Here is a 13327-nt window from a genome sequence, read left to right as displayed (position 1 = left end):
GAGGGCAAATCCCTCAGCCGGCGGCTGGCGGCGCGCTGTCGTCAGGCCGTGTCAGCAACCCGTCAAACAGCAGGGAAACGATGGTGTCGCCATAGCTGGCGATCTGGTCGGGCGCGTAGGGATCCCGGCCGTGCATAGCCAGCGTCACCGCCCCGATGCTGAAGGTCATGGAGGCGGCGGAGGTGATGATGCTTGATGTTTGATGGGGCGGTAAAGGCCGGATAAGCCCCTGGGCCATGGCGTCAGCGATGGCCTCGTCAAAGGCGAAGATGCCAGGCTGGACGAATTTTTCCATCAACCAGTCGAATCGCTGCGTCCGGCCCATGGCCTCATGGGTCACGATGCGGATGTAGTGCGGTTCCGCCGCGTTGGCCTCCACAAGGCGACGGATCAGCAGCTTCAGGCGCTCGACCGGGTTCAGCTCATGCGTTGCCAGGCGCGTTACCGGAAAATACTGCCCGCGACGGCGCATCAGCCGGTCAATCGCCGCCCGCCACAACTGCTCCTTGGAGCCGAAGTGATAGTGCACCATTGACTGTGACAGGCCGGCGGCCCGCGCCACCGCCGCGGTGCTCACCGGCTCATAACCCCAGTCAGCGAACAGATTGATGGCGGCGTCGAGCAGTTTCTCCCGTGACGAATCCCCTGTGTCGTCGCCTTTTCGCGGCGGTCTGCCCGGACGGCGGGCGCGGGGAGGGCGAAAAAGCTCCGGCCGCGCGGCCAGAAGGCTTGCGGGTTCGGTGGTTTTTGCGGCGTCAGCGGCCTGGGGGGTGACAACGGGCGCGACAGGAGACGTGGCGGGAAGCGCAGCAGGGGCCTTGGCGGGATCCGCTGGCCTGTCGGCAGGGTCACGCCGCCTGGACATGGCGGCGCTCCCATGCCGGTCGCCGGCATGAAGCCGGGAACGTCCCCGATCTGAAAGCCTCCCGTCTTGCAGTCCCGCGCCCCGAGCCTGCGTTCGTCCGGGGCGACTGCGCGCCTGGAGGTGCGCGTTGTTGCAATGTCATTGGTCGGAAATGTTCGCGTTATGGTTGCAGAATTGCGAATCCTGAATGGCATCTGGCGCCAGAAAATTCAAACGCTCAAGTCACGGAGGATTCAAAAAAAACGCCGGCGCGGCCGCGATGCCTCACGTCGGCGCGGCCTCAGGGCGAGGCGGGCAATGGGCAAATCCATGCCGGGACTCAATTAAGGCGTGCGTTGGTCAACGGGATGATGCAAATCAATACGCCAATGACTTGATGCAAATAAATTGGTTATGCTAACAATTATGAAAAGCACGCTGGGTCACTGAAGCCAGCGAGGGGACGTGCAAGGGAGGACCGGATGGCCGGTCAGGGCAAAGCGGCCGCAGGCGGCATTGCAGCGCGGCGCGTCGTCATGGCGGCGACATGGCGCGCCAGCACCGGCGCCGTTCTCATGGCCGGCAATGTGCAGGCGGCCGGCCTCGCTGCGATCACCGGCGCTCTTGCTGGCAGGGAGGCGATCTGCGCCGGGTTCGGCGACGATGTCTCCGCCTTCGCCCGCCACGCGCCGGGCAAGAATGATCTGGCTTCGGTCCCGCGCCAGACCCCGTCCGATGTCCCGCGCCACGCCCAGCCATCCGGCGCCGGGGTGATTGGACGCGCCAGCGGCGGCCACTGCCAGCCGCATCTCATCAGACCGGCGCGGGAAGCAAAGACCGCCGACAGTTTCTCGAAAATCCTGACCGTCATTCCGTCTGCCCAGGCGTTCCGGCTGGCGTCGCAGGGCGCGCGTCCGGCGCTCCAGGCGCGCGCCGCGTCACGGCCCGGATAATGCCTGACGAGATAACGCCTGCGCGCCGCCATGTGGGCCATGCGCCCGGCGGCCGGCTTCCTTGAACCCGTGAGAGATCAGCCCTTGTTCCGCAAGATTCTCATTGCCAATCGCGGCGAGATCGCCATCCGCATCGCCCGCGCCTGCGCCGAGGCTGGCGTGGCGTCGCTGGCCGTCGCCCCGCTGGATGACGCCAGCGCGCTGCATATGGCGAAGGCGGATGGGGCGGCGACGCTGCCGGGCGAGGGCGCGGCCGCATACCTCGATGGCGCCGCCATCGTTCGCGTGGCGGTGGAGAATGGTTGCGACGCTGTCCACCCAGGCTACGGCTTCCTCAGCGAGAACGTCGATTTTGCCCGCCAGTGCGCCGCCGCCGGCCTGACGTTCATCGGGCCGCGTCCGGAGGCGCTGGAGCTGTTCGGCGACAAGGCCCGCGCCGTTGCGCTGGCGCGTGAAGCAGGCGCGCCCGTGGCTCGCAACACCAACGGTCCCGCCAGCCTGGCGCAGGTCCAGAGCTTCATGGAAAGCCTGGGGCCAGACGCCGCCGGCGTCATGCTGAAGGCGGTTTCCGGCGGCGGCGGGCGCGGCATGCGCATCGTGCGCGATGTCGCCGAACTTGCCGAGGCCTATGACCGCTGCGCCTCCGAGGCCCGCGCCGCCTTTGGCAACGCCGACGTTTACGCAGAGGAACTGGTCGGCCGCGCCCGCCACATCGAGGTGCAGGTGATCGGCGATCGCACGGGCGCCGTCTCGCATCTGTGGGAGCGTGAGTGCTCGGTGCAGCGCCGGCATCAGAAGCTGGTCGAAATCGCCCCCAGTCCGTGGCTGGAGAACGAGCTGCGCCATCAGCTCTGCGTCGAGGCCACCCGCATCGCGGCGGCGGCGGGTTATGACGCCGTCGGCACCGTCGAGTTCCTCGTGGAAACCGACGCCCAGGGGCGGGCCACCGGGCGTCATGTTTTCATCGAAATGAATCCCCGGCTTCAGGTTGAGCACACGGTCACCGAGGAGGTGACTGGCGTCGATCTGGTGCAGACCCAGCTTGCCCTGGCCGCCGGTCGCACGCTGGAGGAGCTGGGGCTGGCCGCGCCGCCGCCCGTGCGCGGCCACGCCATCCAGCTGCGCGTCAACATGGAGACGCTGACCGAAGATGGCGGGGTTCTGCCCTCCGGCGGCGTGCTCAGCGTGTTCGAGCCGCCAGCCGGCGCCGGCGTGCGCGTGGAGAGCTTTGGCTACCGGGGCTATGAAACCCACTCCGGCTTTGACGCTTTGCTGGCCAAGCTGGTGGTGCGCGCGCCGTCCCGCGATTTTGGCCAGACCCTGGCCCGGGCGCGCCGGGCGCTGGGCGAATTCGGCGTTGATGGCGTCGCCACCACCATTCCGGCGCTGCAGGCCATTCTCGCCCATCCCGAATTCATCGCTGGCCAGGCTGACACCGGCTTCATCGACCGCGCCGCCCCGCAACTGGTCGCCGCCGCCGCCAGCCAGAAGTCATGGCTGGCCCCGCGCGTGGACGCCGGCGACAGCGCCCGGGCGGAAACCGCGACTGGCGATCTGGAGGGCGCGACGGCCCTGCGCGCGCCCATGCGTGGCCGCCTGGTGGCGGTGAAGGCGGCGGCTGGCGACAGCGTCGCCGCCGGGCAGACCGTGGCCATCGTCGAAGCCATGAAAATGGAGCACGCCATCACCGCCACGATGGCGGGGCAGGTGGCGCGCATCGACGCCGCGCCGGGCGAGACCCTGCGCGCCGATGCGCCAATCCTCTGGATGGTTGGCGCGGGCGACCCCATGGTCGCGGCGGAGCAGGAGCCGGAGCATGATCCCGAGGCGCTGGCCCAGCGCGACGTCATCGAGCGGGCCCGCGCCGCGGCCATGGATGCGGCGCGGCCCGACGCCGTGGCGCGTCTGCGTCAGCGCGACCGGCTGACGGCGCGCGAGCGCATCGACCTGCTGGTCGATCCGGGCAGCTTTGTCGAGATTGGCGGACTGGTCGCCCATGAGGGGCTGGAACAAACCGCCCCGGCCGAGGGCGTGGTGGTTGGTTCGGCGCGGATCGACGGGCGGCCGGTGATGGTCGTCTCCCAGGATTTCAGCGTCTTCGGCGGCAGCGTCGGCCACCTCGGCATCGAAAAGATGGACCGCGCCATCGCCATCGCCCTGAAAAGCGGGGTCCCGCTGGCCATGCTGCTTGATGGCGGCGGCCATCGCATCCAGGACGGCCAGAACTCCCGCCATTATGCGGCCGGCGCCTCGTCGTTCCACGATCTCACCCGCCTCAACGGCTGGGTTCCGGTGGTGGGCGCCATCCTGGGCGCCGGCTTCGCCGCCAACACCAATTACACTGGCCTCGCCGATTTCGTCGTCATGGTGCGCGGCAAGTCCGCCATGGGCCTCGCCGGGCCGGCGCTGGTGAAGGCGGGCACGGGCGAGGACATCGGCATTGAGGCGCTGGGCGGCGCTGATTCCCAGGTGACGCGCTATGGCCTGGCCGATCTGGCCGTGGCCACGGAAGAGGAGGCGATCGCCGCCCTGCGCCGGCACCTCTCTTACATGCCCACCAATGCCCGGGCGCCGCTGCCGGTGGTTCCGCCCACTCTCAGCGCCGCTGAAGAGGCGGAGCGCGCCGCGCCGCTGGCGGCCATGGTGCCGGCCAACACCCGCAAAGCCTATGACGTGCGCCATGTCATCGGCCGCATCGCCGACGCCGGCAGCGTCACCGAGTTCAAGCCGGCCTTCGCCCGCAATGTGGTGACGGCGCTGGCGCGCATGGACGGGCGGCCGGTCGGCTTCATCGCCAACCAGGCGCTGGCGCTGGGCGGCATGCTGGATTCGCCGGCCTGCGAGAAGGCCGCCCGCTTCATCGCCATGTGCGACGCTTTCGGTCTGCCGCTGATCTATCTGATCGACGTGCCCGGCTTCGCTATCGGCTCCGATGCCGAGCGCACCCAGCTTGGCCGGCGCAGCGCCAAGCTGATCGCCGAACTGGGACTGGCGACGGTGCCGCGCATCTCGGTGGTGCTGCGCAAAGGCTATGGGCTGGGCTATGTGGCGATGGCCGGCGGCCGCAGCTTCGACGCCGACCTTGCCGTGGCCTGGCCGACCGCCGAGATCTGCGCCATGTCGATCGAAGGCGCCGTCGATGTCGCCTTCCGCAAGGACTATGCCGGGGCGGCCGATCCACAGGCCCGCCGCCAGCAACTGGTCAACGACATGCGCGCCCAGGTGACGCCGCTTGAAGCCGCCCGCGGCTTCGGCGTGGATGATGTCATCGACCCGCGCACCACCCGCTTCCGCATTATCGAGACGCTGCAGCGCACGCCCGCCCGCCGGGACAATCACGCGCCGCCGCGTTTCCGCACCATTCCGCCGGTCTGATTCCTCGGGCCGGCGGGACGCGCAGCGCGCCAGTCCCCTCACTGGCGCGCTGCGCACCAGCAAACACAGTCGCAGAAAACCATAAAAACAAACTGTTATCGTCACGGGAGAGGCCCATGACCAATCACACCGACCATGGCGTGACGCCGCGCGAAGCGTGTGTGCTGCGTTATCTGCTGGACGACCGCGCCGCCGCATTCCCGGACAGGACGTATGTCGTCTTCGAGGATGGAGCCGGCTGGACTTACGCGCAGTTCCGCCAGCGGGTGCGGGCCGCGGCCGAAGGCCTGGAAAAGCTCGGCGTGCGGCGCGGCGACCACGTCATGGTCTGGTTGCCCAACGGGCCGGAAATCCTCACCGTCTGGTTCGCCATCAACTATCTTGGCGCGGTTTATGTGCCCTTCAACACCGCCTATCGCGGCGGCGTGCTGGAGCATGTCCTGAAGCTTTCGGACGCCCGCATCGGCGTGGTGCACGGCGATCTGCTGCACCGCCTCGGCGACGTGGACCTGGCGGACCTGCGCGACGTGGTGGTGATCCACGACCGCGACGTGGTGGTGGAGGGACTGACACAGCATCCGGCCCGCGTGCTGGAGGAGGGCGCGGGCGACGTCAGCGACCTGGCCGAACCGATCGAGCCCTGGGACACCCATGCCATCATCTTCACCTCCGGCACCACCGGACCGTCGAAGGGCGTGCTGCAGTCCTATATGCAGTTGATGAGCTTCGGCGAAGGTTTCCCGCTCGCCACGGCGGGGGACCGGCACATGGTGACCCTGCCGCTGTTCCATGCCGGCGGCACCATTCCGGTCTACTTCATGCTCGGCCAGGGCGGCTCCATCACTCTGGTCGAAGCGTTCTCTACCGGGACGTTCTGGGAGACGGTTCACCGCACCCAGACCACCACGGTCATCCTGCTCGGCGTCATGGGCGGCTTCCTGATGAAGCAGCCCGATCCGCCGCCGGGATACGCTGACAGCCTGAAATGGGTGACGGCGGTGCCGCTGGACGCCGACGCCATCGCCTTCGGCAAACGCTTCAACGTCGACGTCATCACCGTGTTCAACATGACCGAGGTGTCGTGCCCGCTGGTGTCCGAGACCAATCCGGACCGCGTCGGCGCCTGCGGCCGGCCGCGCCCCGGCGTGGAATGCCGCATCGTCGACAGCAATGATTGCGAAGTGGCGCCTGGCGCGGTTGGCGAACTGATCGTGCGCACCGACAGGCCATGGGCGATGAACCACGGCTATTACAAGAACCCGGAGGCCACCGCCGCCGCCTGGCGCAATGGCTGGTTCCATACTGGAGACGGCTTCCGGCGCGATGCGGAGGGCTATTTCTATTTCGTCGACCGCATGAAGGACGCCATCCGCCGGCGCGGCGAGAACATCTCATCCTTCGAAGTGGAGGCAGAGGTCATCAGCCATCCGGCCGTGCGCGAGGCGGCGGCGGTGGCGGTGAAGAGTGAGATATCCGAGGACGAGGTGCTGGTCGCCGTGTCGCTGGCCCCTGGCGCCTCCCTCGATCCGGCCGAACTGATCGAATTCCTCGTTCCGCGCATGGCTCACTTCATGATCCCACGCTACGTCCGCATCCTGTCCGATTTGCCAAAAACCCCGACGGCCAAGGTGCAGAAGCATGTCATCCGCGACGAAGGCGTCGCCGCCGGCGTGTGGGACCGGGAGGCGGCCGGGATTCGCATCCGGCGCGACCGGCTCGGCGGGGCGTAGGCGCCTCCCGTAGCTAACGTGCGCAGCCCTTGCTCGCCCGGCCGCCAACGCAGCCGGGCGATTTTCTTTGACGCGGGCCCTGTCGCGGATCTCTCCGGGTCGGCTGAATTTGTTTTAAAACAGATGGTTATGCGCATAAATTACGCATGCTCCCAAAATTGATTGCCTTTACGTCGCAATTTTCTGTATTATTATTTTAAATATCGAATTCAAATGTGAATTAGGCCGCGACGTCGCGACGACACGCCTGAAAGCCGTCAGGCGGATGTGCGTGCGGCGGGCGTGGGGGACAGGACATCGGGAATGGTTGAAGCTGCCGTCATACGCGACATCCCGCGTCCGGCCCCGCGTGGGCCGGCGCCAAAGCTCGACGCCATCGACAGGCGCATTTTGCGCGCGCTGCAGCGCGATGCGTCGCTGACCATCGCTGAAATCGCCGATGAGGCCGGCCTGTCGCCGACGCCGTGCTGGAAGCGCATCCAGCGTCTGGAGGCGGCGGGCATCATCCGCAAGCGCGTGGCGCTGCTCGATCACGAGATGCTGGGCTATGGCGTGACCGTGTTCGTGTCGATGCAGATCGGCGAACATTCCGAAGCGGAGATCCGCCGGTTCGCCGAGGCGCTGCGCCAGATGCCGGAAGTGCTGTCCTTCTACCGCATGGCCGGCGACGTGGACTATCTGGCGGTCATCGTCGTGCGCGACATGGCCGAATATGATGAGGTCTACCGCCGCATCATCGCCGCCGGCAATCTCAAGAACGTGGTGTCGCGTTTTGCCCTTGAGCGGCTGAAGTCCGAGACCGCGATTCCGGTGATCCAGTCCTGAGGCTGTCGCCGTTCATGACCCCGCCGGAGCCTGGCCGATGCTCTTGCGCCAGGCCCGGGGACTCATGCCGCAGGTCCGGCGGAAGCTGTGGTTGAACGCCGAGGTTTCCGTGTAGCCCAGCCGCCAGGCTATCTCCGCCACCGGCAGGCTGGTTTCGCGCAGCAGCCGCCGCGCGCCATTGATGCGCTCCTGCGCCTGCAGCTGGCGATAGCTGACGCCGGCCTCGGTCAGCCGTCGTTGCAGCGTGCGCGCGCTCATGCCCAGCCGGGTCGCCGCATCTGGCAGGCTCAGGCCCGGCTCGCCCGATTGCAGCAGGCGCGATATGCGCGCCGCCAGATCGTTCTCCTCTTTCGTCGCCAAAGCGCGCTGCAGCAACTGGTCGGCCTGGCGCAGCGAAAGCTCGTGGGAGCGCCGGTCGGCCGCCGGCAGTTTCTGGTCAAGCAATTCCGCTGGCCACGTCCAGGTCGCGCCCGGTTCGCCCACGCTCACCACCATCGCGTCCGGCTTGCGCACCTGGGTGAAAATCCGGTCGCGCGCCGTCAGCTCAATGCCGAGGAAGGGGAAGCGCCCGCCCCAGATCATGTTGAGCAGGTCGGTGGTGGCGGGGGCGTCGCGCAGGGCGGTGAACTCACGCAAATGCGGCGGCGTCTGGTCCAGGCGCATGCGCAGCGTGCAGACGCCGTTTGCGGTCCTCAGGTCGTAAAGCGCCAGCGAATGGTGCAGCCATGCCAGCCGCCCCGCCGTTTCCATGGCGGAGCGCAGGGTCCGCGACGTCATCACCGCCACCCCGAACAGGCCCAGCATCAAAAAGCGCGAGCGCAATCCGAGCTCCAGCCAGATATGCCGGCGGCCATCGGTGAGATCGACAAATTTCTCCTGAAACGCCAGCTCGGCGGCGCCGCTGACCGTTGCCAGCGGATCGCTTGCCTGATCGGCCGTGACGCCGGCGGCGGCGAAGGCGGGGGCAGGGTCAATGTCGTTCTCGCGCAGCAACTCCGCCATCACCATCATGTTCTGCGGCGATACGGGAACCTTGCGGTAAAGTGACAGCAGCATTGCCCCGATTTCTCCTCCGCGCCGCGATTTCTCAGCCACACCGCCTGGGCGCGCCGCGTCCGCCTGAAGCCCGCGCGCCCCGCGCCGCATCCCGCCGCTGGGGAAAACCGCGCGCCGCGCCCGGGCCAGGCCGGCGGCCGGTTTTGCAGGCCCGGCGCGACATGGACGGCGTGACATGGACAGCGTGACCTGGCCAGCGTGACCTGGACGGCGTGGCCTGGGGCTGGAGCGCTTCCCGCGCCCCCTGGCTGGGGCCAATGTTCTATCATCCTGACCAGACGCGTTTTCTTCCCGCAAAGCGGCGAACGCTGCGCCGGGAAACGATCTGGCTGGCGCCATGGTGTCGTAGCTGGCGCGAAAACACAAGTTTCTGGCGTGTCCGCCCCTTGTGGTTCAGCCGGTTTCCGGGTGTTCTGGCGCTCAGGACGCGCTGTCGTCGCCAGGTGGCGGTTTCCGGTGGGCGCATAGACCGGAAGCCGGGGGAGACCTGACGGCCCGGCGGCGCGTCCAGTCGCCGCCAGCCCTGGCCGCGCGTTCGCTGCGCTATGTCCGCCCGGGGGGCGGCAGACCGCCGGCTCCTGTTGAGCCTCATGGGCGCCGCCCGCTGATGGCGCCGCCTGACTGAACAGATGTTTTCTCATCACGAACAGGTCTGGCCGCGCGCCAGCCGGCGCCGGCGCATGCCCGGCATGGCGGAATCCTGCACTTGCAGAATCTTGCCCTGGCGGAATTGGCCCTGGCGGATGACCCGCGAACATTTACCGGAAAAGCCATGGGCGCCGGGGGAGGAGATGACAATGAGCGAAGCTGACTGGCCGCGCATCACGGCGGATTTCATCAGGCGTTGGCGCGCATGGGCCGACAGCCATGACGCGGCGGGGGCGGCCGCCCTGTTCGCCGATAATCCAACGCTGCTGTCGCCGGTTTTCTACAGCCCCAAGCAATCGAAGGAATATGCCGTCGCGGTTGTTTGCAACGCTTTGGCGGTCTTCGAGAATTTTCGTTACGTCGGCGAGTGGACCCGCGATGGCGGCGTCATTCTGGAGTTCGAGGCCAATGTCGGTCCGCACAAGCTGCGCGGCATCGATCACTTCCGCCTTGATGAACAGGGGCTGATCACCGGGCTTGAGGTGATGATCCGCCCCCTGAACGCCCTTGCCGAGGTGGGGGAGCGCATGAAGGCCAAATTCGCCGCCTGATGCCAGGGCCCGGTGAGCCTGACTCACCGGGCCTTGGTGAAGCCCGTGCGGCGCTTGAGCAATTCAGAATGCGGATGCGTCAGCATCTTCGCATTCTGGTATGAGCCTCGCCCGGCCGCGGACCCATGGACTGGGGCCGCCATGGAATTGCATCATGAGGCCGGAGGACCGCGAGTGGCGGGCCCGGCCGGGAAAAACAAGCGTTTGACTGGAGATTTACATGTTCAGCAAGGATCTGCTCGGCGGAAAGCGCATTCTGGTGACTGGCGGCGGCACGGGTCTCGGCAAGGCCATGTCCGAAGGCTTCATGTCGCTTGGCGCCGACGTTGTTATCTGCGGCCGCCGCAAGGGCGTGCTTGATGATACGGCAAAGGAGCTGATGAACCGCTATCCGGGCCGCAAGGTCGATGCGTTTGGCGTCGATATCCGCGACTTCAACGCGGTGGACGCGATGGTGGAGGAGGTGTTCCAGAGCGGCGCGCCGCTCACCGGCCTGATCAACAATGCCGCCGGCAACTTTATCTCGCGCACCGAGGACCTGACGCCTGGCGGCTTCAACGCCATCGCCAATATCGTCATGCACGGCACGTTCTACGTAACCCATTCGGTGGGCAAGCGCTGGATCGAAAAGCAGCTGCCGGGCTCGGTGATTTCCATCCTCGCCACCTGGGTGCGCAATGGCGGCCCATATGTGGTGCCCTCGGCCATGAGCAAGGCGGCCGTCAACGTCATGACCATGTCGCTGGCCGCAGAATGGGGCCACTACGGCATCCGCCTCAACTCCATCGCCCCCGGCGAGATCCCCACGGAAGGCATGAACGCCCGGCTCAGCCCCGGCCAGAAGCCTGGCGAGCGCGCGGCGAAGGCCAATCCGATGGGCCGCCACGGCACGTTCGCCGATCTGCAGAACCTCGCGTCGTTCCTGCAGTCGGACGGCTCCACCTGGATCAATGGCGAGACCATCGCTCTTGATGGCGCCCAGGGCCTGGCCACCGGCGGCAATTTCTACAGCGTCATGCGGGACTGGAGCGACGCCGACTGGCAGAAGGCCCGTGATCTGATCAAGGGCCAGAACGAGAAGGACCGTTCGCAGCGCACCAGCTGAGCGGTATTGTTTCTGCAACAGGACGTCCGTCGGCGCGGCTGGCGGACGTCTCGATTTGATCTGACGGCGTGGAATGCAATCTGCATGCGCCGGAATGGCGCCATGCGTGGATAAAGCTGGCGTCTGGACGCGTTTTTACGTATATGCGGGCCTCTGCTCGCCCTGCGGCGGGCCCCGGCGCCGGGAGCGCCGGACGTCCCGCCCGTTCCGTCGGGCGCAAGACTGGCGATACAGGCTTCACGGTCCTGCCGTGAACGCTGCGGAAGGTTAGCTATGATCCAGGTTGTCAGGGCCAAGCTGCATGGAATTCGCGTCACTGGCGCGGATCTTGACTATCACGGCTCCATTACCCTCGATCCCGACCAGTGCACCCAGGCTGGCATCCGCCCGCTGGAGTACGTTGACATCTTCAACAAGGCCAATGGCGCGCGGTTTTACACCTATGTGATCTTCGGCGAGCCGGGCAAGGGCGAGTGCGTGCTGAACGGCGCCGCCGCCCGCAACTGCCAGAAGGGCGACCAGCTCATCATCTGCGCATCGGCTTTCGTGCAGGAAACCGAGCTGTATTCCATGCGCCCCAAGGTGCTGACCTACGGCGCCGGCAACAAGGTTGAAGACATCATCCATTACGAGGTCTTCGAGGGGCCGGAGCGTCCGTTCGATTTCCGCATGGTCACCGAGCCGCAGGTCGATCCGGCCGAGCGCCGCGTTGGCGAGTTCAACGTGCGCGCCTTCACCGAGGACCTGCGCGCCCGCGGCCTTGATGACCACGCCATCGCCGACGTGCTGTCGCGCCATCTGAAGTCGGTCGCCTGACCGGCGGCTGACAGACTGGATGACGAGGTGGCCGGGCATGTCCCGGCCATTTGTTTTTGCGCCAGGCGCCGGGCGACAGGACGTCCGCACTGGCGTCCGCGGGCTGGCGGCGTTGTCATGCTATGATCGCGCAGCCGGACCAGTATGCTCCGTTCGCTGTTTCTTTCACGGAGGATATGCGGTGCGGAGCCTTGCGGCCGGTTTCCTGTTTCTGTCCCTGTTCGCCCCTGCCCATGCGGAGACATCCATGGCGACGAACGCGTCTGTCAGGGCCCATGCCAGCGAGGCGGGCGGCCCGTCGCGGGCAAGGCCGCTGGTCATCGCCCATCGCGGCGCCTCCGGCTATCTGCCGGATCACACCATCGCCGCCTACCGGCGCGCCATCGACATGGGCGCTGACTTCATCGAGCCGGACGTGGTCGCGACGCGCGACGGCGTGCTGGTGGTGCGTCATGAGCCGATGCTGTCGCAAACGACCAATGTGGCCGATCACCCGGAGTTCGCCGCCCGGCGCCGGACCATGTTGCTCGACGGCGTCGCCGTCACCGACTGGTTCACCACCGATTTTACCCTGGCCGAGCTGAAAACCCTGCGCGCCCGCCAGCCCATGGCGTGGCGCGACCAGAGCCATAACGACCGCTACGGCATCGCAACCCTGCAGGAGGTCATCGACCTCGCCAAAACTGAAAGCGCCCGACGGGGCCGGGAAATTGGGCGGGAAATCGGGCGGGAAATTGGGATCGCGCCGGAGACCAAGCATCCCACCTGGCACGCGGCCCAGGGGCTGCCGCTGGAGGATGCGCTGGTCGCCGCCCTCGACGCCGCCGGCTGGAAGGATCGCGCCGCGCCGGTCATCATCCAGAGTTTCGAAACCGGCAATTTGCGCTATCTGCGCCGCCGCACCGGCGTGCGTCTGCTGCAACTGGTGGACGGCGGCGCGCCTGACGCCGCCGGCGCCATGACCCTGGCGGCGGATAACATGCGCCCCTTCGACTGGACCGTCACGGGCGACAGCCGCACATGGGCCGATCTGCTGACGCCGGCTGGCCTCGCCGAGGTGAAAACCTGGGCCGATTATGTGGCGCCCTGGAAGCGCTGGCTGATCCCGACCCGCGCCGCCACCGCCGCCGATGGACTGGCGCCAGGCGCCGAGGGCGAGGGCGCCCGGCTGGCGCTGCCGCCGGGCGGCGTGGTGCGCGACGCCCATGCGGCGGGGCTCGGGGTCGTCACCTGGACCTTGCGCAGCGAGCCGCGGTTTCTGGCGGCCAGCTACGGCGGGGATCCGGCGAAGGAAGTGCGGGCTCTGATCGACCTGGGCGTCGATGGTCTGTTCAGCGACTTCCCCGATGTGGCGGTGGCGGCGCGGGACGGCGTCGCGAGGGAAACGCGACGGTAATCGCGACGGTAATCGCGCGGCCCTGTCG

The 13327-nt window shown here is 67.3% G+C and carries 10 protein-coding genes; 8 read left to right on the top strand and 2 right to left on the bottom strand.

From position 1 onward, the window contains the following. Nucleotides 1-13: 13 nt before the first annotated feature. Nucleotides 14-865 carry a TetR/AcrR family transcriptional regulator gene (locus ACERNI_RS02430; protein WP_448831668.1) on the bottom strand — a complete coding sequence of 284 codons (852 nt, stop codon included), beginning with the start codon at nucleotides 863-865 and terminating at the stop codon, nucleotides 14-16. 461 nt (nucleotides 866-1326) lie between these two features. On the opposite strand from ACERNI_RS02430, the gene ACERNI_RS02425 reads away from it, so the two are divergent. The 4 genes from ACERNI_RS02425 to ACERNI_RS02410 all read left to right on the top strand — a co-directional run bounded on the left by ACERNI_RS02425 (nucleotide 1327) and on the right by ACERNI_RS02410 (nucleotide 7727). Further along, nucleotides 1327-1797: a hypothetical protein gene (locus ACERNI_RS02425; RefSeq protein ID WP_448831667.1), complete on the top strand. Its 471-nt coding sequence runs from the start codon at nucleotides 1327-1329 to the stop codon at nucleotides 1795-1797. 84 nt (nucleotides 1798-1881) lie between these two features. Next, complete coding sequence (locus tag ACERNI_RS02420; RefSeq protein WP_448831666.1) at nucleotides 1882-5172, top strand: carboxyl transferase domain-containing protein; 3291 nt, start codon at nucleotides 1882-1884, stop codon at nucleotides 5170-5172. Between the two features lie 116 nt (nucleotides 5173-5288). Beyond that, nucleotides 5289-6902: an AMP-binding protein gene (locus ACERNI_RS02415; protein ID WP_448831665.1), complete on the top strand. Its 1614-nt coding sequence runs from the start codon at nucleotides 5289-5291 to the stop codon at nucleotides 6900-6902. Nucleotides 6903-7205: 303 nt separating this feature from the next. Continuing rightward, on the top strand, nucleotides 7206-7727 hold the full coding sequence (locus ACERNI_RS02410; RefSeq protein ID WP_448831664.1) for an Lrp/AsnC family transcriptional regulator: 522 nt from the start codon (nucleotides 7206-7208) through the stop codon (nucleotides 7725-7727). 12 nt (nucleotides 7728-7739) lie between these two features. On the opposite strand, the gene ACERNI_RS02405 is transcribed toward ACERNI_RS02410, so the two are convergent. Further along, nucleotides 7740-8783, bottom strand: a complete 1044-nt coding sequence (locus tag ACERNI_RS02405) for a helix-turn-helix domain-containing protein (RefSeq protein ID WP_448831663.1) — start codon at nucleotides 8781-8783, stop codon at nucleotides 7740-7742. 797 nt (nucleotides 8784-9580) lie between these two features. Between ACERNI_RS02405 and ACERNI_RS02400 the strand changes: the two genes are divergently transcribed. From ACERNI_RS02400 to ACERNI_RS02385, 4 genes are all read left to right on the top strand, one after another. Further along, entirely contained in the window at nucleotides 9581-9982 is a 402-nt protein-coding gene (locus tag ACERNI_RS02400; protein WP_448831662.1) for a nuclear transport factor 2 family protein, read from the top strand. Between the two features lie 220 nt (nucleotides 9983-10202). After that, on the top strand, nucleotides 10203-11087 hold the full coding sequence (locus tag ACERNI_RS02395) for an SDR family oxidoreductase (protein WP_448831661.1): 885 nt from the start codon (nucleotides 10203-10205) through the stop codon (nucleotides 11085-11087). 273 nt (nucleotides 11088-11360) lie between these two features. Next, nucleotides 11361-11903, top strand: coding sequence for an aspartate 1-decarboxylase (locus ACERNI_RS02390; protein WP_191318184.1), 543 nt, complete (start codon nucleotides 11361-11363; stop codon nucleotides 11901-11903). A 247-nt stretch (nucleotides 11904-12150) separates the two neighbouring features. After that, nucleotides 12151-13299: a glycerophosphodiester phosphodiesterase gene (locus tag ACERNI_RS02385; RefSeq protein ID WP_448831660.1), complete on the top strand. Its 1149-nt coding sequence runs from the start codon at nucleotides 12151-12153 to the stop codon at nucleotides 13297-13299. The last annotated feature ends 28 nt before the right edge of the window (nucleotides 13300-13327 follow it).

This window comes from Camelimonas sp. ID_303_24 (assembly GCF_053543495.1).
Note: the sequence above shows the minus strand (reverse complement) of the source record. Positions and strands in the feature narration are given on the sequence as shown.

Bases quoted from the DNA above. Each gene is read 5' to 3' on its own strand.
- ACERNI_RS02430 (WP_448831668.1), bottom strand. From the start codon at position 865: ATGTCCAGGCGGCGTGACCCTGCCGACAGGCCAGCGGATCCCGCCAAG.
- ACERNI_RS02425 (WP_448831667.1), top strand. From the start codon at position 1,327: ATGGCCGGTCAGGGCAAAGCGGCCGCAGGCGGCATTGCAGCGCGGCGC.
- ACERNI_RS02415 (WP_448831665.1), top strand. From the start codon at position 5,289: ATGACCAATCACACCGACCATGGCGTGACGCCGCGCGAAGCGTGTGTG.
- ACERNI_RS02410 (WP_448831664.1), top strand. From the start codon at position 7,206: ATGGTTGAAGCTGCCGTCATACGCGACATCCCGCGTCCGGCCCCGCGT.
- ACERNI_RS02405 (WP_448831663.1), bottom strand. From the start codon at position 8,783: ATGCTGCTGTCACTTTACCGCAAGGTTCCCGTATCGCCGCAGAACATG.
- ACERNI_RS02400 (WP_448831662.1), top strand. From the start codon at position 9,581: ATGAGCGAAGCTGACTGGCCGCGCATCACGGCGGATTTCATCAGGCGT.
- ACERNI_RS02395 (WP_448831661.1), top strand. From the start codon at position 10,203: ATGTTCAGCAAGGATCTGCTCGGCGGAAAGCGCATTCTGGTGACTGGC.
- ACERNI_RS02390 (WP_191318184.1), top strand. From the start codon at position 11,361: ATGATCCAGGTTGTCAGGGCCAAGCTGCATGGAATTCGCGTCACTGGC.
- ACERNI_RS02385 (WP_448831660.1), top strand. From the start codon at position 12,151: ATGGCGACGAACGCGTCTGTCAGGGCCCATGCCAGCGAGGCGGGCGGC.